Source organism: Sphingobacterium pedocola (genome assembly GCF_015209965.1).
GTDB lineage: Bacteria > Bacteroidota > Bacteroidia > Sphingobacteriales > Sphingobacteriaceae > Sphingobacterium > Sphingobacterium pedocola.
This window is the reverse complement of the sequence record NZ_MU158690.1, coordinates 1350317-1372943: the sequence shown is the minus strand read 5'-3', so window position 1 is coordinate 1372943 and position 22627 is coordinate 1350317. Positions and strand designations below refer to the sequence as shown.

Below are 22627 nucleotides of genomic sequence, written 5' to 3'. Positions count from 1 at the left end.
TATAAATTTTGACAAGGGATGCAGCGAAACATAAATTTCCATAAATGAGAAAAAAAAATTATTTTGAGCCCTGATTATGAAGTTGTTCAATTCATCACAAATCTCAGCTACTGACGACAGTTCTCTTTTAGAGAATTATCGCACCACCGGTGACTTAAAATTTTTAGGAGAATTATACCAACGACATACCGAGATGGTATATTATGTATGCCTGCGCTATTTTAAAGACAGCGAACAAAGTAAAGATGCCGTAATGCAGATTTTTGAAGAACTTATAACCAAAGTAAACAAACAGGAAATCAAAGAATTTGCCAAATGGCTATACGTTGTTAGCAAAAATCATTGTCTGATGACATTGCGAAGCACAAAAAATAATTATGAAATTCCGGTAGATAATTTTGTGGAATTTGCTGCTTTTCTGCATCAGGAAGAAAATTACACGGAGAAGGAAGAACGATTGTCTCAATTAGAGCGTTGTATAGATAAGTTACCAGAGAAACAACGGATTAGTGTAGATCTATTTTTCATCAACGAAAAATCCTACAAGGAAGTGGTAGATATAACAGGCTATAGCATGAATGATGTAAAAAGTTATATCCAAAATGGTAAGCGGAATTTAAAAAATTGTATGGAAAGGAATCATGAGCAAGATTAATCCAGATATCAATTACATAAGAAAATATGTAAATGGAGAGCTAAGTCCGCGAGAGATGTTTGAGCTTGAACGTGCTGTCCAGGAGGATGAGATGCTAATGGATATACTGTTGGGAATGGAACAGGAACAACTCCATAATTACTCCTCAGATTTAAGCGATTTAAGACAGCGTATCCATGCACGGAGCCATGTATCGAATAACAAACGTCTATTCCTGTGGAAATCTCTATCTCTTGCAGCCTCATTATTATTAGTTTTGGGCCTCGGAGGATATTTGATCTGGAATAATGGTTTCTCAACAAAAGAAACACGAATAGCACAGTCACCCGAAGAGCTAAATCTGCCGACTGCATCGATAAGCAAATCTGCAGATACTGCTGCTGCTGAAAAAACAGAACAACAACAGGTTCTCAATCAAAATGCTATCGCGCATTCAGCGGACTCGAAAAACACAAATTTAGATCATAGGGAACAACAACCGAATAAAGTCGCCTCAAGAGCTTATACACCGACTAAAAAAGAAGGCATTCCCAATGTTCCTTTTCCACGTCAAACAGCCCTTCGAGATAGTCCTGTTTATAGCGTTGCAGCATTAAAATCTTCAAAAGCCGGTAATCTTATCGTGATACAAAACAGTCCTAGTAAAGAAGAAATCATAATTGGTGAGGGCTTATTGGATAGTAACAAAGAACACGTTATCGCGACAAATGTTCCCCAACCAATACAAGGGCGCGCTGATGGGATACGTGTAGCGGATGTTGGAAAGAGCTCTTCGAGCAATAGAGCAGCACTATCGAGGCTGAATTTGGACGCACAATCCAACTATATTTTAGGACAGGTACTTGACAAGCAATCGGGAAACCCAATTGGAAATGTTCAAATAAAAGACATAGAGAATAACAACATTATCAGCACAGACTCCGCCGGCAATTTCGTGTATCTGGCGAGTAGAAAAAACGCACCCTTAGAAATTAATGCTATGGGATACGAAAAAGAAAAAGTGCTTACAGATAATTCTTCTCAAACTATTTTTTTGAATCGTGACGACGCCAAGGTAGAAGAAGTAGTTATAACTGCAGCGCGAAAAACTCCTCTGAAAAGTGAACCGGCATCGGGTTGGAAAGAATTTAAAACTTATATAAGTACGGAAACAAAAAAAGTCAATTTAGGAAAAGGTATTGTCGCGTTGACGTTTTCCATTAATGCCGATGGAAGACCGGAGAACATCCTCGTTAGCAAATCAGCTAATTTAGATTTGGATAGAAAAGCAATCGAGATTGTCAAACAAGGACCTAGTTGGATAGTAGGAACCAATGGCAAACCTGTGTATTTAACCGTGGAGTTTAAATAGAACAAACCCTCAAAAGTCAATTTTGAGGGCCTAGATATAAATTCACTCGCAATAATCGGCTAGTTATCGATTGTGCTGAGACGTATAGGCAACGTGTATGCTACACGTACGGGTAGACCATTCTGAACGCCGGGACTCCATTTTTTAGCTTTTTTCAACAACCTTACGGCTGCGTCCCCCGTACCGAAACCCATATCCCTTTTGACTTCAAACGAAGATAAACTCCCATCTTTTTCCACGACGAACGACACCTGAATAACACCCTTTGCCCCGTTGTCTACCGCAGATTGCGGGAAATCATAATTTTGAGCAACCCAATTTACAAATGCCTTCATCCCACCGGGAGGTTCAGGCATCACCTCCACTGAAATAAAAGGTTTACCTTCTCCGTCATCGCCGCCAATTAGACTACCCACGGCTCTACCGCTTTCTGCGCCATCACGTTTTGTACTACCAAATGTACCCCGCGGCACCAGCTCCCCTCCTTTTACACCATCTATTGTAATATTAGCAGGTAATTTTTTCCTGTCCATGACATCCTCTGTGCTCGTCATATCTTCCGTTACCCGAGAAGCATCCGTGGCATTGATCTCTGTGAATTTGATTAGATCCTGAGACGATACATCCTGAGCAACCTGCTTCGGAGCATCCTGCTCTACAGGATCGGGCACCACAGGTGGTTCCATTTCTATCGGTAATTCTGTATTATCAATTGTCACAGTTACCATATCCTCTTGGGGCGGGTTATTGGGCATTTTACTCTTGTTGGAAAACGAATAAGCGATACCACTTAATCCAACGACAACTAAAACAACAACTCCGAGAGCCAAATTCGTTGCTTTAGGAGCTAAAATACGAAGCTCATACGCTCCATATTCTTTATTACGTCCTGCAAAGATGACATCCATCCACTCTTTTGCATAAATATCTGATTTGGAAAACAACATAAGGGAAAGTTTTTAAGGTTATTACTCTATTTTCTATTATGATGAAATAGCGTATAACTTTCCACAAAAAAATTTATCGAAACTTAGATAAGGTTGCCTTTATCTACGAGATGAATGATCTATACATGCATACGAGCGAGAGGCGTAATATCCTGTCCCACGAAATCCTGTTTAAGGTATTTCTGATAGCCGGCAATAGCAATCATAGCAGCATTATCCGTACAATATTCAAACTTCGGAATAAAGACACGCCATTTATACTGTTCGCCCATTTCAATCAGCGCACTTCGCAATCCTGAATTGGCAGATACGCCACCGGCAATAGCAATGTCTTTTACACCTGTTTGTTTCGCTGCCTTCTTCAATTTATTCAAAAGAACAGAAACAATACGACTTTGCACCGAAGCACATACATCATTTAGATGTTGCGTTAAAAATTGGGGATTCTCTTTCATTTTAGCTTGTACCAGATATAATATCGCTGTTTTTAGTCCCGAAAAGCTAAAATTCAGACCAGTAATTTGTGGTTCTGGCAAAGAAAAGGCATTAGGATCTCCCAATTGAGCGTACTTATCAATCAATGGCCCTCCAGGGTACGGCAATGTCAAGATCTTAGCTGTTTTATCAAAAGCTTCTCCAGCAGCGTCGTCCAAGGTTTGTCCTAATAGTTCCATATCAAAATAGTCTTTGACCAACACGATTTGTGTATGCCCACCGGAAACAGTAAGGCATAAAAAAGGAAAATTTGGTTTCGGATCATCAATAAAATGTGCCAAAATATGGGCCTGCATGTGATTGACTTCAATCAGGGGAATCTGACGGGCCAACGCAAATGATTTCGCAAAAGAAGTACCCACTAAAAGTGAGCCCAACAAACCCGGACCTCTAGTAAATGCTACTGCATCTACATCTTTTTTTGTAATTTTGGCCTGCTGAATGGCTTGGTCGACCGTGGGAATAATATTTTGTTGATGCGCACGAGAAGCTAACTCTGGCACGACGCCACCATATTTTGAGTGAATTGCTTGACCAGCAATAATATTTGACTTAATTTCACCGTCTATACATATAGAAGCTGAAGTTTCGTCACATGAAGATTCTATTCCAAGGATGATAGCCATTTGAGGACAAAAGATTTTTAGATTACAAAAATATCAAAAAAATACTTAAAATAACGCTGATTACGCTTACTAGTATATTTCTACTGGTAATTTTGGCGTTATTTTCACTTCAGTTTTCTGCTGTACAAACCTACGCTTCTAAAAAAGTAGCGGCTTATTTATCGGAGCAACTGGATAGCGAAATTCGTTTACAACGTGTTTATTTCAAACCTTTCAGCGCGATACAATTACAGGAATTCGAGTTACTCGACAATAAAGGCAATCGAATTATTTATGTCGAAAGCTTAAATGCGCACTTGGCTCTGCACGAATTCTTTAACAAGAAGATTAGAATTGAAGCGATAAAACTAAAAAATGCCCACGTCGATTTTCAGATTTATGAAGACAGTACTAACTTCAGTAAAGTCATCGCCTACTTTTCTCCAAAAGATAAACAATTAAGAACTTCTTCAAAAGAGAAATTCAAATTGTCGCTCGACAAAGTCGTGCTCGAAAATAATCATATCAGATTGGTTAATCATCGTGTTAAGCACCACAATCGAGGCGTAGATTTTTCGGATTTGGATATTACGCACCTTTCAGGCGTATTCAATAATATCAAATTCGACTCTTTACGTATAGCTTCAACTATTTCCAATCTAACGTTTAAAGAAAAATCTGGATTACACCTCCAAAAGTTAAGCACTGATGCCAGTTATTCGGACAAAAAAATGGAATTTAAGGAATTTCATCTGGTAACCAACAATTCCGAACTACGGGACTATTTACTTTTTGAATACGAAAGCATAAACGATTTTCAAGACTTCATCAATAAAGTTCATGTGACTAGCCGATTAACGAACTCCAATGTAGATTCCCGCGACATCGAATTTTTTGCACCGTCCATGAAGAATGTAATCTTTCAAACGGATATCACAAAGGCTACCCTATCGGGAACCGTCGCACATATTCGAGCAGAAGAAGTACAATTAAAGACATCGAAACACACAGAGCTGATTGGTAACTTTACGATCAACGGGCTACCCTATATCGAGCACACACTATTTGATTTTGATTTAGATAAATTACATACACATCCCAACGATATTGAGTATCTGGTTCCTCTTCTAGCAAACAGCAAGACATTCAAACTGCCTGAACAAGTACACCGTTTTAATACCGTAGTTTTTCAAGGCAAATTTCATGGACGTTATAATGATTTTTTGGTTAATGGAATGTTTCAAACTGCTTTAGGGGAGCTGAGAACCACGAGTAAGATTAGGATAAAAAATAGGCTCAGTTATAGTGGTCATGTCCAATCCAAAAACTTTCAAATAGGAAAATTGATTAATACGGAGGTCATCGAGAACACCGGACTAGATCTCAGTTACGAGGGATCAGGATTGCTACTAAATGATTTGGTATTAGCGATTGACGGAAATATCCAGAACACCACTATTAAAAACTACAATTATGATTTAATAGCCCTCCGCGGTAGTATCAAGGATAAAATTTTGCACGTAGAAGGGAATATAGACGATGAAAACCTGCAGTTAGTTTATGCGAGTGACATTGATCTAAATTCCCAAAATCCTACTTACCAATTAGATGGAAAAATTAACTTCGCTGCATTAAACAAATTAAATTGGGTCACTAAAGATAGCATCATTATACATCATGCTAATCTGAAAACAAATTTATCAGGAAATGCGTTAAATAATCTTATTGGTGGTCTAAATGCGGATAGTATCCAAATGACGACGACCCGAGGTTATTTCAACATCACTGAATTACATTTCAGTGCAGAAGGCGATCAACAGGATCGGTTGCTGACGTTAAATTCGGACGTTGTAGACGCTAAAATGCAAGGCAACATTGATCTCAATACAATTGGAGCCTATTTCAGATCATTAGCCATGCGATATGCTCCAGCTATAGGTATCGAAGTTAAACCCTTCAATCCACAAAATTTCGATTTAGAATTGAATATTAAATCCTTTGAACCCGTGGCCGCTTTATTAGACCCGTCACTCACATTAGATGATGGAGCCCATTTGAAAGCATCATTCTCTACAACCAATTACACGGCTAAGTTTACCGGATTTAGTCCTTCCTTGACCTATAAGGGAATAAAAGTAACTAATTTGGCGATTGCCGAAAATGCGGATGAAGGTGCTTTTTCATTAAATGTTACCGCTGACAAACTGAATTTTTCAGATAGTGCCTACATCAATCACATTTCTATCAAAAATGTATTAGCCAATGACAGCTTACATTTTAATATTGAGATGTCGGAAAAACAGGCGACCAACTATCTCAACCTAAATGGCAATATACATTTCGCGCACAACAAGCCGGCTTTTATCCAATTTAATCCGTCTACTATCCTGATTAATAGAGAAAATTGGTTTTTAAATGATGATACGCAACTTCGCGTTTCAAAAGGAAAAATCTACATTAACAATTTATTATTAAGCCAAGCAAGACAACGTGTAAAGCTGGATGGCATTATCTCCGATGAAAATGACAAACTGAACGTTCTCTTCGATAACTTCAGTTTAACATCTTTGAATGGTTTAACTAACCCGATAGGAATCCAATTACGGGGCTTTATGAATGGGGAAATGGAAATAAATTCTATTTTCAAACAACCGTTTGTTGCTGGGAATATACAGACAACCCCTATTATTTATAATGACATCCCTATTGGACAGCTGAATTTGATTGCTGACTTTAATCCTGAAAATGGCTTAGCAAACGTAGATCTAAAATTAGTAGATGCTCAAAACCGAGGCATAAGCGTACAAGGAAATTATGACCTAACGAATGAAGACGAACCGTTGAGCCTTAAAGGAAATTTAAATGAAACAGATTTGATTATTTTCCAACCTTTTTTAAAGAATCTTGTCTCAGATCTGAAAGGTAAAGCAAACGCCGATGTAAGCATCATAGGTACCTTCCAGAATCCTAAAATAAGCGGTATTGGGCGTTTCAGCAACGCAGAATTTACGGTGAACTATCTAAAGACACATTATCGGGTAGAAAATCAACCTGCAATGGTACAAAACAATGCAGTCATGCTTCAAAATCTAAAACTCTTTGATGCTAAAGGAAATACTGCAACGGCTAATGGAATTATAGACTTAGCGACACTGGTCAATCCTTACATTGACGTCGATGTGGCGGGAAATAATTTCATGATCTTGAACACCAACTACAAGGACAATAACCTGTATTATGGTACCGCGTACGCCACAGGAAAATTTCGATTTAAAGGCTTCACTTCAGCGATCGACATCGACATCGACGCTAAGTCTGAAGCGAACACGGTGCTTACTATACCTTTTAACAGCGCGATGACTATCGCAGAAAGTGACTTCATTTATTTCATTGGCCCTGATACAACTGAAAATAATAAGAAAGGAGCCAAAAACTTATTTACGGGTCTGACGATGAATATGGATCTAGAGCTTACTCCCGAAGCAGAACTCAACCTACAAACAGATCTAGGCTCACTCAAAGGAAGCGGCACGGGCGAAGTTACCTTACGGATTTCTAGTTTAGGAGATTTTGAAATGTTTGGTGACTATGTCGTTAATTCGGGAAAATTTCATTTTACAGCTCAAGATTTTATCAATAAATACTTTGATATTAAAGAAGGTGGAACCGTTCGCTGGACAGGTAATCCGAGGGAGGCCGTCATTAATCTAAATGCGATATATCAACAGCGAACTGCTGTTGGTCCGCTATACAATGCTGCAGGACGTTCTGGGGAAGATGAACGCGTACTTGCACAAGCCGACATGATTATCAAAGGGACGTTACAACAACCTGATATTACTTTTGACTTGAATTTTCCGCAAAACCCCTACATTAAGGATCAATTGCAAAGTTACCTGAGCGATGTAAATAATGTTAATCAGCAGGCGCTGAGTTTGATTGTACGTCGGAGTTTTACGCCGAGTTCTACCAATGATGTTGGCCGTGAGGTAAATAACACTTTATTGTCAGCAGGAACCGAAATTGCTTTTAATCAACTCAATAACATTATTTCTCAATCATTAAACGTTAATTTTTTTGATCTAAATATTCGTTCCCTAAATGACGCTTCCGCATCAGTACGTCTATTAAATGATCGACTTGTCTTGACGGGAGGGATTACGGATCGTCGTAATTACCAAGCAACAGACCTTACTTTTTTCAGTGAAGGGGTCGCTACTGATGCCGAGCTCACATACCGTTTACGTAAAGACGGAAATCTTTTGCTTAGAGCATACAACCGACCTTATACCCGCAATTTTTTAATCCGTGCAAATGACGCTGAGTATATCAGCGCGTTAGGTCTAGTCTATAGACAGGAATTTAATTCCATGCAAGAATTCTGGCGTAAGCTTTGGTACTGGGGCGACAAAAAAGAAGACAAGCCAAAAAAAACCATTCCTTCATACTCGGACAAGGAAAATAATCCGTAACTGCTTTTTTTAGCAGCTCTATGACGGCCTACTGATTTAAAAGAGCAAACAAGTGTTCCCATTCTTCTACAAGTGTTCCATTGAACTCGGGTTGGCCAGCTTTTTTATACCAATAGCGCGCATTCCACAAGTCTCCTTCTACACGATGTAAATAAGCATGCACATGCGCTGATGTCGAATCCTCCAAATGATCAATTAAATCATGAGCTACTTTCCAGTCACCTTTGGCGTCATGCCAAAGCGCTTTAATCTGCACAGAACTATTTTCAGGAGGAAGCGGATGTGTAAGTGTTTCTTTGAATTCTTCTAAAGTCATAAAATAAAGATAGCAAAAAAGGTCGAATTTTTGAATCGACCTTTTTTGCTATTTGAACTTGCTAGCAAGTGCCGCTAGCTTAGCTCCCATATCTGCCTCTTGGATTTTACCTGAATTTCCGCGAGGATTTTCATTCTTTTTCCGAGGCACAACCTCCTCTGTGGTTTTCATGGAAAGTCCTATACGATTACGTTTTTCATCCACTTCGGTAACCGTTACCATAACATGTTGTTGTACTTTGACGATTTCATGCGGATCAGACACGAAACGATTGGACAATTGGCTTAGGTGTACCAAACCATCTTGATGTACGCCAATATCGACAAAAGCGCCGAAGTTGGTAATATTAGTAACAATACCAGGTAGCTTCATACCTGTACGTAGGTCGCTAATCCTGTTCACTCCATCCGTAAAAGAAAATGTTTCAAATTGTTCCCTCGGATCTAACCCTGGTTTTGTCAGCTCCATCAATATATCATTTAAAGTAGGTAATCCTACTTCATCTGTTATATATGCTTTCAAATTAATCCGCTTTCTCACTTTCTCATCCTTCATTAAATCGCTTACTTCAACACCCAAGTCCTTTGCCATCTGTTCTACCAGCGCATATCTTTCTGGATGCACCGCAGACGCGTCGAGCGGATGATTTGCATTCCGTATGCGTAAAAACCCGGCTGCCTGCTCGAAAGCTTTGTCACCTAATCGAGGTACCTTCTTCAATTCCCTTCGCGAGCTAAACGGACCATTTTCCTTACGATAATTAACAATTTGTTGCGCTAAAGAAGGTCCTAGCCCGGAAATATAAGACAATATTTGCTTCGATGCCGTATTTAATTCCACACCAACAGCATTCACACAAGACATGACCGTATCATCCAAGGCAGATTGTAATTTATGCTGATCAACGTCATGTTGATACTGTCCTACTCCGATAGATTTAGGGTCTATTTTCACCAATTCGGCCAATGGGTCCATCAATCTACGACCGATGGAAACAGCTCCACGTACTGTGATATCGTGATCTGGAAACTCCTCACGCGCTGTCTCCGAAGCCGAATATATCGAGGCGCCAGATTCATTGACCATCACAAGCATTACATTTTTCAATTCCAATTTGCGGACAAAATCTTCCGTTTCGCGTCCTGCTGTTCCATTGCCTATAGCAATAGCTTCTACATCGTATTTGGAAACCAAATATTTAACAGTCTTTTCGGCTTCTGCCGCTGCCCCAGCGCCGGTATGCGGGAATATGGCCGTATTTTCCAGTAGATTGCCTTGTGCATCCAATACGACAGTTTTACATCCCGTACGAAACCCAGGATCAATTGCCAATAGTCTTCTTTGTCCCAGGGGAGCCGCCAACAGCAGTTGTCTTACATTGTCCGCAAAAACTTTTATCGCGTCCTCGTCTGCTTTTTGACGGGTCAGCACACGAATCTCAGTCTCCATAGAGGGCTTTAATAACCGCTTATACCCGTCTATTATTGCCAGTCGAACCTGTTTCGCTGCTTCGTTATTTTCCTTAATATATAAAGAATCAATTAACGGAAGCATGCAATCTTCCGACACTTCAATGTCTAAGTATAAAAATTCTTCCTTCTCTCCTCGTCGCATCGCCAGTACACGATGCGAAGGCGCTTCTTTGAGTGATTCTGACCACTCATAATAATCTTTATATTTCAGTGCGGCTTCCTCTTTCCCTGGTATCACGCGCGAAACAAATATACCTTTTTCTAAAAACTCTCTACGCGTACGTGCACGTACCTCCGCATCTTCGGCTACTGTTTCAGCTATAATATCTCTTGCACCTGCCAGTGCCTCCTCTAATGAAGAAACGCCTTTCTCTACATTGATAAAGTTCTTAGCTTGATCATCAACTTCATGTGAAGTTTGTTCTAAAAGAAAATCTGCTAGAGGTTGCAACCCTTTTTCACGTGCTGTAGAGGCCCGAGTTTTACGCTTCGGTTTGTACGGAAGATAGATATCTTCTAAAGCAGACATCGTTTCTGCAGATCTAACCTGTTCTTCAAGTTCAGACGTAAATTTTCCTTGATCTGTTATAGATTTCAAAACCGCGTCTTTACGCTTATCCAAATCTCTTAATTGCTGAATACGATCACGAATCGACGTGACCTGAACCTCATCCAAACTCCCTGTTAATTCTTTACGATAACGAGAAATAAATGGTATGGTGGCTCCTTCATCTAATAATGCAATTGCAATGCTTACTTGTTTGGTAGTAAGTGCCAATTCTTTCGAAATAATAATTTCGTGTAACATAAAATTTTAGTAGATCGCTATTGAAAAATAAAGCCGTTGACGGTAATACGTCAACAGCTTTAATATATTTTTTTAAAATTCGTTATTTCTTATGCGTTTTTTATCGAATCATCTTTCGGATCCGAATTATTTACAGTACCTGTTGTCTCACCGTTATCTTCTGTAGCATTTTGGTTGGCAAAGTCATCGTTATAGCCATATTTATAATACTCCGATTCATCTACAGGATGAGCTCCTGGATCATGTTGATACGTATTTTCTGGTTTAGTGAATTCTGGAAATTTCTTTTCAGCAACAGGTGTTTCTTGTTCATCTATTACATTAGAATTCTCAACGTCCTCAGAAAAAGTCGAAGTATCCTCCGTTTTTTGTGGGGCAGTATCTTTATCCTCTATCGTTACGTCCAAATCCTTTTCAAAGTTATTTATCTGATCCGAAATCTCTCTTTTAATCCCTTCAGAAGCGTCTTTAAATTCGCGGATTCCTTTTCCTAATCCCCGCGCCAATTCCGGTAATTTCTTTCCTCCAAACAATAGTAAAACAACAATTACTATTAACATCATCTCCTGTGTACCAATATTTAAAAATGCTAACGTGGTCATACTTTAATTACAATTTAATAAGGCTAAGGTAAGCGTATTATTTATTTTACCCAATAATTTACTGTAAATATTTAGACATAAAAACTTATTAATAGGTATCCTAATTTGCAGATATATCTTTCGTAGCTTTGCAGGCTAATTTACAGATGATGTTATCAAGTCTTAAGGCAAATAAAAATTATTATCTAAGTACTATGGCTTTAGCGGGCCCCGTGGTCATATCACAACTGGGGCACACCTTAGTTCAAACTGCGGATACGATGATAGTAGGACACTTTGCTGGTCGCATTCCTTTAGCAGCAGTCTCTCTGTCCCATTCCTTTTTTATGGTTGTACTTGTAATCGGGTTGGGTATTGCATACGGATTAACTCCGTTAATAGCACAGGAAAATGGCAAAACAAATAAAGAAGAATGTGCTAAATTACTTTCCAACAGCTTTTGGATAAACTTTTTTACAGGTATAATTTTATTCTGCTTCGTATACTTTGGTTCTATGGTAGCAATGGACTATGCGGACCAGGATCCACAGGTCGTAAAAGAAGCCAAACCGTATTTGTTTTTATTGAGTTTGTCCATTTGGCCATTAATGGTGTTCAATACATTCAAACAATTCGCAGAGGGATTAGGGTTTACGAAACAAGCGATGAATATTACCATTTGGGGAAATGTGTTAAATGTGGTAATTGCAATTGTATTAGTAAAAGGAATGTTTGGTTTCGAACCTATGGGAATTCGGGGTGTAGGATTAGCAACCTTAATTGATCGCATATTGATGATGATAGTCATGATGACGTATGTGTTGCGTGCAAAACCTTTTAAATCATACCTGATAAAATTTAACCTGCTCTTTATACAATGGCAAAGAATTAAAAACATATTGCGCATTGGAACCCCCGTTGCCATGCAATATGTATTCGAAATCGGTGCTTTCGCGGCAGCCTCTGTAATTGCAGGTCAGATTGGCGCATTAGAACAAGCTTCTCATCAGGTAGCGATCACGTTAGCCGCAATGACTTATATGATGGCCAGCGGCATCGCCGCTGCAGCGACAATTAAAACAGGCAACAGCTTTGGAAACAACAAGTACTATAGGCTACAAAAATTTGCCCATGTATCATATCACCTAGTTTTGATCTTCATGGTTTTTACGGCAATATTATTCGCTGTGTTTAACCAATATTTACCCCATCTAATCACTACCGACGTAGCCGTAATCCAGCTTTCAGCTCAGTTATTAATTATTGCGGGACTATTTCAGCTATTTGACGGAACACAGGTAGTGGGATTAGGGATTTTACGAGGCATGGGAGATGTAAATATTCCCACATTGTTTACGTTTATCGCTTATTGGATTATAGGGTTACCAGCAGGATACTTTATGGGACTTAATCTAGGCTGGGGTATACAAGGAGTGTGGTACGGATTGACATTAGGGTTGCTGACTTCATCTTTACTATTATACCTAAGATACAAGTATATCATTAAGCGAAAACTAATGTAATTACATGAAATTAATGCCGCCTTCTGTATTTGGATTGCGGGCCAAGACAGGGTATATCCTTTAAATCTGCCCTATATCAATAAAATCCCAGACAAGTGTTACGATTCCGAAATAACGGACAATCTTGTTGTCATAATTAAACCCCTCTAACTGCGTTGTTCATCTTTTACTTCGGAAGTAAAAGATGAGAAATTGCATAACATAACGATAGATATCCTTTAAAACATCACCATCATTACAGTTTTAGCAGTTCTAGATTGGTCATAAAAAGGGCTTAGAAACATATCTAAGCCTTTTTTGGAATTCAATTATTTTAAATTTATCCTTTTGAAATACGAAGACTCTCGTTGTAACCGTATTTTTCTGGATTCTCAATAATCTCTTTAACAGAAATTAATTTATATACATATGTTGCTGTTTCCGAGTTAAGACGTAATTCATAGTAGTTATCAACTCCCTGACGACGCAATGAAGACTTTAAACTTCCTCCTCCAACATTATAAGCAGCTGCCACCAAGGTCCAATCACCAAATTCACTGTAAAGATATTTTAGGTAACGGGCCGCAGCATGAGTAGATTTCACTAGGTTCAATCGTTCATCTACTTTTGAATTTACCTTCAATCCAAACAACCTCGCTGTCTGAGGCATGAATTGCCAATAACCACCCGCACCTTTATGAGACCTGACACCCGCATCCAAACCACTTTCTACCAGAGGAATATACTTAAAATCCTCTGGAATACCGTGTGATCTTAAGATCTTCGAGATACTTGGTAAATGTTTAGCCGCCTTTTCATGCAAATAATAAGATTGTTGCTTTTTGAAGGAGAAATTTGAGAGGTATCTACTGAGTTTGTGTTTAACAAAGCTATTTTCCATTGGGGGGCATTCATCTGCGAATGTTATGGTTTTATAGTAAGCCTCTAATTGTTTTTCCGGTGAGCTATCCCTTTCTTTGACTTTGCTCACCGCATAAGCAATTAATTTTTGCTTGTATGGATCTTCTATAGATTCCGTCTGTGGGTTTGAGTATAATTTCGACAATAACATTGCCGACAAAATCACACTACTACATAATACTTTCTTTCTAATCATTCACTCCCTTACTGCCATCCTATCCACGATAAAATCGATCAAGGAATAGCTTGGTACAAATTTGAACTGGCAAATGTACACACTATTTAGTTAAAAAACAAACACTTATAAGTTCGCCTATCTTTAGCGCGTCAGAAAACTCCTTTAACTGCGTCACGGAAGTCATGATTCCAACAAAAAAAAATTAAAAATTTTATCAATAATTTGAGTAACTTTGCAGTTCAATTTTATTAAAAATATGCCTTTCAAAAATCAAAGGAACAGTCGCGATGACAACTCCAAAAAACAAAGAAACAACTCAGAAAGTTTCAAATCAAAGGGTAGTCAAGGCAAAAGAAGTACCAACACCAAAGGTGATTCGTACACTAAATTTTCTTCCGGAAGCGATGATAAAAGCGCTTTCTCTCACACTAAAAGATCTGGAAAACCTTTCACAAAGAAATTTGAAGATAAAGGGGAGAAAGGATTTGAGCACAAAGAAGATAAACCGGGTAATTTCAAATCGTTTTCAAAAACAGATGACAAAAGATTCTCTCCTAGAAAAGGAACGGGAAGACCTTTTGAAAAGAAATCTGACGATAGAGAAGATAGACCGAGGGGAGGTAAAGCACCCGGTAAGTCTTTCGAAAAGAAATTCGATGATAAAGGGGGAAGACCAAGAAGCTTTGGACCTTCTTCAAGAAATGAAGGAAGGACATCCCCTTCTGGCAGAAAATTCTCTGAACGCCCTTATGAAAAGAGAATTGACGCTAAAGAAGAATCAAAAGGCTTCGAAAATTCAGAAGATAAAGAAGACAGATATAAAATCCCAGGGAAACGAAAATTCTCTCCTGCGAAAAGGCCAGCATCACGTACAAATGAGGACGATGGCACAATTCGTCTAAATAGATACATCTCAAATTCAGGAATTTGTTCACGTCGTAAAGCCGATGAACTAATTGAAGCAGGAGTCATCTCTGTAAATGGCGAAGTCGTTACAGAATTGGGAACAAAAGTAGATCCTGCAAAAGACGAAGTACGTTACAACAATGAGCGTCTTAAGCGTGAAAAAATGGTCTATGTACTACTTAATAAACCAAAAGACTATATCACGACCACAGATGATCCGCAAGAACGTAAGACGGTAATGCAGTTGGTTTCCAAAGCAACTAAGGAGCGAATCTATCCTGTCGGTCGTCTTGACCGAAACACTACTGGCTTATTGCTTTTAACGAATGATGGTAGTCTTGCAGAAAAACTTTCGCACCCACGCAATAATATTAGTAAGATCTACAACATTGAGTTAGACAAAAACCTAACCCAAGGAGATTTCAATAAGATTGAATTTGGCATAGAATTGGAAGATGGTATTATCAAACCTGACGATATCAGCTATGTACAAGGAGCAAGCAAACGTGAAGTCGGTATCCAAATTCATTCTGGAAAAAATCGTATCGTAAGACGCATTTTCGAATCACTGGGCTATGAAGTTATAAAACTGGATAGAGTAGTGTATGCGAACTTAACGAAGAAAGATCTTCCTCGTGGACGATGGAGATATCTGGAAGAGAGAGAATTAATTCAATTAAAACACTTGATCAAATAATCGAACAGAGGTGCATTTTAGAATGCACCTTTTTTATTGTCATGACTTTTCATATGTAAATAATATTTCTTTTAAATGTAATATTGGATATCCAGATTATTTTCATTCGTGTTTGTGTTTTGCAATCGTGGATATTTCGTATTTTAGCAAAAATTAAACAATATGACAGATCCAAAAACACTTACCTCCGTAGCCGAATTTCATAAGACATTTCAGCATCCCATATTAGATACACCCACAATCCCTTCAGAAGCACGGTGTAACCTACGCGTAGCCTTAATTGCAGAAGAACTTAAAGAATTAGAAGAAGCAATTCAAGCTAAAGACCTTGTGGAAATCGCAGATGCCTTATGTGATATTCAATACGTATTATCCGGGGCGGTGCTGGAATTTGGCCTTAAAGATAAATTCAATGCACTATTTGAAGAGGTTCAGCGATCTAACATGAGTAAGGCTTGTAAAGACGAGCATGAAGCAAAAGCTACACAAGCTCATTATAAAACAAAAGGTGTAGACAGCTATTATAAGGAAGTAGACGGACTATATTTAGTTTTCAGAGAAGGAGATCATAAAACCTTAAAATCTGTCAATTATTCTCCAGCAGACTTAGCTACGATTGTAAATAAATAAGAGAGCGTCTGTTCCTATATTTTGTCTCCGCCAAATATATAGAAACAGACGCTTTTGTTATTAATAGATGCCGTCTCTCGAACCACTCAGTCAGGGGCTAAATAAACTTCCTTGAACAACGCCCCTAGCCTCTAATCCTTTATCAATATAAGTTTGAATTTTAGATTTCGGAAACCCCCAATTAGGCGCAATAAGTAATTCCTTATCGGCAATTCCAAAGATACGTTGAACCACTATATCTGGTCTTAACAGCGGTATGAATTTAGATAAGAATATTGTGTATTCCTCAATCGAAAACAATTTAAAGGGTTCTTTCTTATATTTTGCTCCCATAATCGAGCCCTCCACAATATGCAAATGATGTAATTTTACAAATTTAATTTGAGGATGCTTATTAATTTCAGCGGCATATCGTAACATCATTTCCTCCGTTTCCCAAGGAAAACCGAAGATCGTGTGTACACAGATCTCCAATGGCGAATTTTGAAGCAGCCCCATGATATTTGTAAACTCCTCATGCGAACAGCCCCTATTGATTTTATTTAGTGTCTCATTATAGATAGACTCCATTCCCATCTCCAAATCTACATCATACCGATCTGAATAACTTTCCAAAAGTGCGATCTTTTCAAAATCGAGGCAATCTGGACGTGTCCCCACGGATAGGCCTAATGTATTTTCCGGATCTATACTTAATGCTTCGTCGTAGAGCATTTTTAGCATATGCGCAGGTGCGTACGTATTTGTATTAGGTTGGAAATAAATAATAAACTTCTCAGCGCCGTAACTATTCCGAGCGCGGGCTATGCCATTTTCCACCTGTTCTCTTATGGAAGGAACTTTACGCGCTGTATCAGGTGTGAACGAATCTACATTGCAATAAGTACATCCTCCGTACCCTTTACTACCATCACGATTAGGACAGGTAAAATTACCGTCTACGATAACTTTAAAAACCCTTTGTCCATTATATTTTTCTTTCAAGTATGCCCCGTAATGATTATACGGCTTAATACCATTATCTAGTTGTGTAGCCATTGCAGATACAAAGATAACAAATATAACAAGGAAGTTCGTATAGCTATTTAACTTCATAGCTTACAGATTCTGATTTTAGTGCCCGGTACACCGGGACTTCCGGGTTAATAAATACAGGGGCAAAAAAAAAAGCCCTTGCTGTTTCCAGCAAGGGCTCTGTATAAAAAAAGGCACCGACCTACTCTCCCACCTGTTACGGCAATACCATCGGCTCTGGCGGGCTTGACTTCTCTGTTCGGAATGGGAAGAGGTAGACACCGCCGATATAGGCACCTGAAGATCTTTATTAGTAGTTAGTATTAAGTACTGAGTATTTAGACCGTGGTCTAATCACTAATATCTAAATACCGATATCTAATCTAATGACTATCGAAAGAAAGAAATACATTCGAGAAAACAACAGCAACTATCCGCCTGGAAAGCTTCGGGATATTAGTACTACTCGGCTGTGGTGTTTCCACCTCTACACCTATAGCCTATCGACGTAGTCATCTCCTACGGCCCTTATGAGGAAGTCTCATCTCGTGGCTAGTTTCGCACTTAGATGCTTTCAGCGCTTATCTATTCCCGACGTAGCTACCCTGCGGTACACCTGGCGGCATAACAGGTTCACCAGCGGTCAGTCCAACCCGGTCCTCTCGTACTAAGGTCAGATCCACTCAAACTTCCAACGCCCACAACAGATAGGGACCGAACTGTCTCGCGACGTTCTGAACCCAGCTCGCGTGCCACTTTAATGGGCGAACAGCCCAACCCTTGGGACCTTCTCCAGCCCCAGGATGTGACGAGCCGACATCGAGGTGCCAAACCTCCCCGTCGATATGAGCTCTTGGGGGAGATCAGCCTGTTATCCCCAGCGTACCTTTTATCCTTTGAGCGATGGCCCTTCCATACAGAACCACCGGATCACTATGTCCGTCTTTCGACCCTGGTCGACTTGTAGGTCTCACAGTCAAGCAAGCTTATGCCATTGCACTCCGCGTACGGTTACCAAGCGTACTGAGCTTACCTTTGAAAGCCTCCGTTACCTTTTTGGAGGCGACCACCCCAGTCAAACTACCCACCAAACAATGTCCCCGGCATAACCGGGTTAGAAACCGGATACAGAAAGGGCGGTATTTCAAGGTTGATTCCACGGATCCTGGCGAACCCGCTTCAACATCTCCCGCCTATCCTACACATCCTGTACCCAATTTCAATGTTAAGCTATAGTGAAGGTGCATGGGGTCTTTCCGTCCCGTTGCGGGTAATCGGCGTCTTCACCGATACCACAATTTCACCGAGCTCATGGCTGAGACAGCGCCCAGATCGTTACACCATTCGTGCAGGTCGGAACTTACCCGACAAGGAATTTCGCTACCTTAGGACCGTTATAGTTACGGCCGCCGTTTACTGGGGCTTCGATTCAATGCTTCTCTTGCGATGACATCCCCTCTTAACCTTCCAGCACCGGGCAGGTGTCAGGCCTTATACCTCATCTTTCGATTTTGCAAAGCCATATGTTTTTGCTAAACAGTCGCCTGGGCCTTTTCACTGCGGCTTCTCCATCGCTGGAGGAAGCGCCCCTTCTCCCGAAGTTACAGGGCCATTTTGCCGAGTTCCTTAGCCATGATTCACTCGAGCACCTTAGGATCCTCTCCTCGACTACCTGTGTCGGTTTGCGGTACGGGTTTTCTTAACCTGAAGCTTAGCGGGTTTTCTTGGAAGTCTGATTACCTGCTCTATCTGCGCCGCCGAAGCTTTGCAGTACTATTGGGGTTCAGCACACTCAGCGGATTTGCCTACCGAATGTATACCTACGCCCTTTAACGGACTATTCCGTCAGTCCGCGGCAGTGTCACTACTCCGTCACCACATCGCAGTTAAGAAAAGTACTGGAATATTAACCAGTTGTCCATCGGCTTGCTCCCTTCGGATGCGCCTTAGGCCCCGACTAACCCTGATCCGATTAGCGTTGATCAGGAAACCTTAGTCTTTCGGTGGGCGGGTTTCCCACCCGCCTTATCGTTACTTATGCCTACATTTGCTTTTCCAGAACCTCCACAGCACATTGCCATGCTGCTTCCCCGGCGCTGGAATGCTCCCCTACCAGACATACATATAAATGTATGAATCCATAGCTTCGGTAATAATCTTGATGCCCGTTTATTATCCACGCCCGGTCGCTCGACTAGTGAGCTGTTACGCACTCTTTAAATGAATGGCTGCTTCCAAGCCAACATCCTAGCTGTCTGGGCAACCGGACCTCGTTAGTTCAACTTAGACTATATTTAGGGACCTTAGCTGATGGTCTGGGTTCTTTCCCTCTCGGCCTTGGACCTTAGCACCCAAAGCCTCACTGCCGGCCATATCTTCGTAGCATTCGGAGTTCGTCTGGATTTGGTAGGATTTGACTCCCCCGCACCCAATCGGTAGCTCTACCTCTACAAGACTCTATGCCGACGCTGTTCCTAAAAACATTTCGGGGAGTACGAGCTATTTCCCAGTTTGATTGGCCTTTCACCCCTACCCTCAGGTCATCCGGAAACTTTTCAACGTTTATCGGTTCGGTCCTCCATTACGTGTTACCGCAACTTCAACCTGCCCAAGGGTAGATCACAAGGTTTCGCGTCTACCTCTACTGACTATACGCCCTGTTCAGACTCGCTTTCGCTGCGGCTGCGCGGCTTAACCGCTTAACCTTGCCAGTAAAGAGTAACTCGTAGGCTCATTATGCAAAAGGCACGCTGTCACGGAATCTCTCCGCTCCAACCGCTTGTAAGCACACGGTTTCAGGTTCTTTTCACTCCCCTGTTCGGGGTTCTTTTCACCTTTCCCTCACGGTACTGGTTCACTATCGGTCTCTCAGGAGTATTTAGCCTTACCAGATGGTGCTGGTCGATTCAAGCAGGATTTCTCCGGTCCCGCCCTACTCAGGATACCACTATGCTGACTCTCTTTACCTGTACGGGGCTGTCACCCATACCGCGCAGTTTCCCACCTGCTTCCAGTTCATCCAGTCAATACAACGTCGTGGTCCTACAACCCCCATAATGCCGTAACATCATGGGTTTGGGCTCTTTCCCGTTCGCTCGCCACTACTTGGGAAATCATTGTTATTTTCTTCTCCTACGCCTACTTAGATGTTTCAGTTCAGCGCGTTCGCGTATTATACAACATACCTTCAGTATGTTAGGTTGCCCCATTCGGAAATCCGCGGATCAGTTCGCATTTGCCAATCCCCGCAGCTTATCGCAGCTTATCACGTCCTTCATCGCCTCTGAGAGCCTAGGCATCCCCCGTGTGCCCTTATTTACTTTCTTCTCACTCATGGCCCTTTTGCTACCATGGTGATGCTTTGATATATATACCTGCTCTGCTACGTCAATGACAGTTCGGCCTTGACCGAGGGTCCGTCATAAACATCAGGCGCAGAACAGTATTGTCTCTACTGTTGTTCTCTCTTGTGTTTTCTTTCTTTCAATATGTCAAAGAACTCTTTTTTTAGTAGTGGGTATTGCGTATTAAGTAATGAGACCTTTATGTTGCCATAAAATCATCTCAGTACTAAGTACCATATACCTGATACCAAAAACGTGGAGAATATCGGAGTCGAACCGATGACCCCCTGCGTGCAAGGCAGGTGCTCTAGCCAGCTGAGCTAATTCCCCTTGTTAGTAGTGAGTAACCGGTAGTGAGTATCGGGTATCCATATGTCGCCATAAAATCCTCTCAATTCTCAATACTCATTACTACCTTGGTAGTCCCGAGCAGATTTGAACTGCTGACCCCTACATTATCAGTGTAGTGCTCTAACCAACTGAGCTACGGGACTAGCTTATCTTCTTCTCTCGGTGACCGTCCCTAAACGGGGTGGGCACTTTCTTCTGTGTCTTTATCTTTTTTTAGGTAATAACCATGTAATAACGTAACGAGCACCAGTACCGGTTCTCTAGAAAGGAGGTATTCCAGCCGCACCTTCCGGTACGGCTACCTTGTTACGACTTAGCCCCAATTATCGGTTTTACCCTAACACGCTCCTTGCGGCAACATGCTTTAGGCACCCCCAACTTTCATGGCTTGACGGGCGGTGTGTACAAGGCCCGGGAACGTATTCACCGCGTCATTGCTGATACGCGATTACTAGCGAATCCAACTTCACGGGGTCGAGTTGCAGACCCCGATCCGAACTGTGAACGGCTTTTCGAGATTAGCACCACATTGCTGTGTAGCTGCCCGCTGTACCGTCCATTGTAGCACGTGTGTAGCCCCGGACGTAAGGGCCATGATGACTTGACGTCGTCCCCACCTTCCTCACAGCTTACGCTGGCAGTCTGTCTAGAGTCCCCACCTTGACGTGCTGGCAACTAAACATAGGGGTTGCGCTCGTTGCGGGACTTAACCCAACACCTCACGGCACGAGCTGACGACAGCCATGCAGCACCTAGTTTCGTGTCCCGAAGGACTGGTCCGTCTCTGGACCATTCACTAACTTTCAAGCCCGGGTAAGGTTCCTCGCGTATCATCGAATTAAACCACATGCTCCTCCGCTTGTGCGGGCCCCCGTCAATTCCTTTGAGTTTCAATCTTGCGACCGTACTCCCCAGGTGGATAACTTAACGCTTTCGCTTGGACGCTAACTGTATATCGCTAACATCGAGTTATCATCGTTTAGGGCGTGGACTACCAGGGTATCTAATCCTGTTCGATCCCCACGCTTTCGTGCATCAGCGTCAATCGCTGCTTAGACAGCTGCCTTCGCAATCGGTGTTCTGAGACATATCTATGCATTTCACCGCTACTTGTCTCATTCCGCCATCTTCAACAGAATTCAAGCCGTTCAGTATCAAGGGCACTGCGACAGTTGAGCTGCCGTATTTCACCACTGACTTAAACGGCCGCCTACGCACCCTTTAAACCCAATAAATCCGGATAACGCTTGGATCCTCCGTATTACCGCGGCTGCTGGCACGGAGTTAGCCGATCCTTATTCTTCCGGTACATTCAGCCCTCTACACGTAGAGGGGGTTATTCCCGGACAAAAGCAGTTTACAACCCGTAGGGCAGCACTCCC

The 22627-nt window shown here is 41.2% G+C and carries 13 protein-coding genes, 2 tRNA genes and 3 rRNA genes; 6 read left to right on the top strand and 12 right to left on the bottom strand.

Annotated features, from left to right (window positions below):
• Window positions 1-76 precede the first annotated feature (76 nt).
• Together C4F40_RS15690 and C4F40_RS15685 are read left to right on the top strand one after the other, a co-directional pair.
• Window positions 77-655, top strand: a complete 579-nt coding sequence (locus C4F40_RS15690; protein WP_196940319.1) for an RNA polymerase sigma factor — start codon at window positions 77-79, stop codon at window positions 653-655.
• A complete protein-coding gene (locus C4F40_RS15685; protein WP_196940318.1) occupies window positions 642-2006 on the top strand; it encodes a carboxypeptidase-like regulatory domain-containing protein in 1365 nt (454 codons plus the stop codon). The genes C4F40_RS15690 and C4F40_RS15685 overlap by 14 nt, the downstream gene beginning before the upstream one ends.
• A gap of 59 nt (window positions 2007-2065) precedes the next feature.
• Here C4F40_RS15685 and C4F40_RS15680 read toward each other — a convergent pair whose 3' ends face one another.
• Together C4F40_RS15680 and tsaD are read right to left on the bottom strand one after the other, a co-directional pair.
• Window positions 2066-2953: an energy transducer TonB gene (locus C4F40_RS15680; protein ID WP_196940317.1), complete on the bottom strand. Its 888-nt coding sequence runs from the start codon at window positions 2951-2953 to the stop codon at window positions 2066-2068.
• Between the two features lie 119 nt (window positions 2954-3072).
• Window positions 3073-4074, bottom strand: a complete 1002-nt coding sequence (gene tsaD / locus C4F40_RS15675; protein WP_196940316.1) for a tRNA (adenosine(37)-N6)-threonylcarbamoyltransferase complex transferase subunit TsaD — start codon at window positions 4072-4074, stop codon at window positions 3073-3075.
• 32 nt (window positions 4075-4106) lie between these two features.
• Here tsaD and C4F40_RS15670 point away from each other — a divergent pair, with 32 nt between their 5' ends.
• On the top strand, window positions 4107-8525 hold the full coding sequence (locus C4F40_RS15670; RefSeq protein ID WP_449325344.1) for a translocation/assembly module TamB domain-containing protein: 4419 nt from the start codon (window positions 4107-4109) through the stop codon (window positions 8523-8525).
• 28 nt (window positions 8526-8553) lie between these two features.
• Here C4F40_RS15670 and C4F40_RS15665 read toward each other — a convergent pair whose 3' ends face one another.
• From C4F40_RS15665 to C4F40_RS21700, 3 genes are all read right to left on the bottom strand, one after another.
• Window positions 8554-8841 carry a hypothetical protein gene (locus C4F40_RS15665; RefSeq protein ID WP_196940315.1) on the bottom strand — a complete coding sequence of 96 codons (288 nt, stop codon included), beginning with the start codon at window positions 8839-8841 and terminating at the stop codon, window positions 8554-8556.
• 48 nt (window positions 8842-8889) lie between these two features.
• The gene (locus C4F40_RS15660) at window positions 8890-11121 is read right to left on the bottom strand and encodes a Tex family protein (RefSeq protein ID WP_196940314.1); all 2232 of its coding nucleotides are present in this window, start codon (window positions 11119-11121) and stop codon (window positions 8890-8892) included.
• Window positions 11122-11210: 89 nt separating this feature from the next.
• Entirely contained in the window at window positions 11211-11723 is a 513-nt protein-coding gene (locus C4F40_RS21700) for a Sec-independent protein translocase subunit TatA/TatB (protein WP_196940313.1), read from the bottom strand.
• Window positions 11724-11869: 146 nt separating this feature from the next.
• On the opposite strand from C4F40_RS21700, the gene C4F40_RS15650 reads away from it, so the two are divergent.
• Window positions 11870-13225: an MATE family efflux transporter gene (locus C4F40_RS15650; protein WP_390881649.1), complete on the top strand. Its 1356-nt coding sequence runs from the start codon at window positions 11870-11872 to the stop codon at window positions 13223-13225.
• Window positions 13226-13544: 319 nt separating this feature from the next.
• On the opposite strand, the gene C4F40_RS15645 is transcribed toward C4F40_RS15650, so the two are convergent.
• Window positions 13545-14321 carry a lytic transglycosylase domain-containing protein gene (locus tag C4F40_RS15645; protein WP_196940312.1) on the bottom strand — a complete coding sequence of 259 codons (777 nt, stop codon included), beginning with the start codon at window positions 14319-14321 and terminating at the stop codon, window positions 13545-13547.
• 238 nt (window positions 14322-14559) lie between these two features.
• On the opposite strand from C4F40_RS15645, the gene C4F40_RS15640 reads away from it, so the two are divergent.
• On the top strand, window positions 14560-15906 hold the full coding sequence (locus C4F40_RS15640) for a pseudouridine synthase (protein ID WP_196940311.1): 1347 nt from the start codon (window positions 14560-14562) through the stop codon (window positions 15904-15906).
• Between the two features lie 162 nt (window positions 15907-16068).
• Window positions 16069-16536 carry a pyrophosphohydrolase domain-containing protein gene (locus tag C4F40_RS15635; protein WP_196940310.1) on the top strand — a complete coding sequence of 156 codons (468 nt, stop codon included), beginning with the start codon at window positions 16069-16071 and terminating at the stop codon, window positions 16534-16536.
• A gap of 90 nt (window positions 16537-16626) precedes the next feature.
• On the opposite strand, the gene C4F40_RS15630 is transcribed toward C4F40_RS15635, so the two are convergent.
• From C4F40_RS15630 to C4F40_RS15605, 6 genes are all read right to left on the bottom strand, one after another.
• Window positions 16627-17574, bottom strand: coding sequence for a tRNA modification radical SAM protein MnmL/YtqA (locus C4F40_RS15630; protein ID WP_196940435.1), 948 nt, complete (start codon window positions 17572-17574; stop codon window positions 16627-16629).
• A gap of 165 nt (window positions 17575-17739) precedes the next feature.
• A 5S ribosomal RNA gene (rrf, locus tag C4F40_RS15625) occupies window positions 17740-17851 on the bottom strand.
• A gap of 136 nt (window positions 17852-17987) precedes the next feature.
• Window positions 17988-20876 (bottom strand): 23S ribosomal RNA (locus tag C4F40_RS15620).
• A 274-nt stretch (window positions 20877-21150) separates the two neighbouring features.
• Window positions 21151-21224, bottom strand: a tRNA-Ala gene (locus tag C4F40_RS15615).
• Window positions 21225-21311: 87 nt separating this feature from the next.
• A tRNA-Ile gene (locus tag C4F40_RS15610) sits at window positions 21312-21388 on the bottom strand.
• Between the two features lie 121 nt (window positions 21389-21509).
• Window positions 21510-22627, bottom strand: a 16S ribosomal RNA gene (locus C4F40_RS15605).
• Together the 16S, 23S and 5S rRNA genes with 2 tRNA genes alongside form the textbook arrangement of a ribosomal RNA operon.

What these genes read in the sequence shown, in the direction of transcription:
- C4F40_RS15690 (WP_196940319.1), top strand. Translation starts at nt 77, where the DNA reads ATGAAGTTGTTCAATTCATCACAAATCTCAGCTACTGACGACAGTTCT.
- C4F40_RS15685 (WP_196940318.1), top strand. Translation starts at nt 642, where the DNA reads ATGAGCAAGATTAATCCAGATATCAATTACATAAGAAAATATGTAAAT.
- C4F40_RS15680 (WP_196940317.1), bottom strand. Translation starts at nt 2,953, where the DNA reads ATGTTGTTTTCCAAATCAGATATTTATGCAAAAGAGTGGATGGATGTC.
- tsaD (WP_196940316.1), bottom strand. Translation starts at nt 4,074, where the DNA reads ATGGCTATCATCCTTGGAATAGAATCTTCATGTGACGAAACTTCAGCT.
- C4F40_RS15665 (WP_196940315.1), bottom strand. Translation starts at nt 8,841, where the DNA reads ATGACTTTAGAAGAATTCAAAGAAACACTTACACATCCGCTTCCTCCT.
- C4F40_RS15660 (WP_196940314.1), bottom strand. Translation starts at nt 11,121, where the DNA reads ATGTTACACGAAATTATTATTTCGAAAGAATTGGCACTTACTACCAAA.
- C4F40_RS21700 (WP_196940313.1), bottom strand. Translation starts at nt 11,723, where the DNA reads ATGACCACGTTAGCATTTTTAAATATTGGTACACAGGAGATGATGTTA.
- C4F40_RS15650 (WP_390881649.1), top strand. Translation starts at nt 11,870, where the DNA reads ATGATGTTATCAAGTCTTAAGGCAAATAAAAATTATTATCTAAGTACT.
- C4F40_RS15645 (WP_196940312.1), bottom strand. Translation starts at nt 14,321, where the DNA reads ATGATTAGAAAGAAAGTATTATGTAGTAGTGTGATTTTGTCGGCAATG.
- C4F40_RS15640 (WP_196940311.1), top strand. Translation starts at nt 14,560, where the DNA reads ATGCCTTTCAAAAATCAAAGGAACAGTCGCGATGACAACTCCAAAAAA.
- C4F40_RS15635 (WP_196940310.1), top strand. Translation starts at nt 16,069, where the DNA reads ATGACAGATCCAAAAACACTTACCTCCGTAGCCGAATTTCATAAGACA.
- C4F40_RS15630 (WP_196940435.1), bottom strand. Translation starts at nt 17,574, where the DNA reads ATGGCTACACAACTAGATAATGGTATTAAGCCGTATAATCATTACGGG.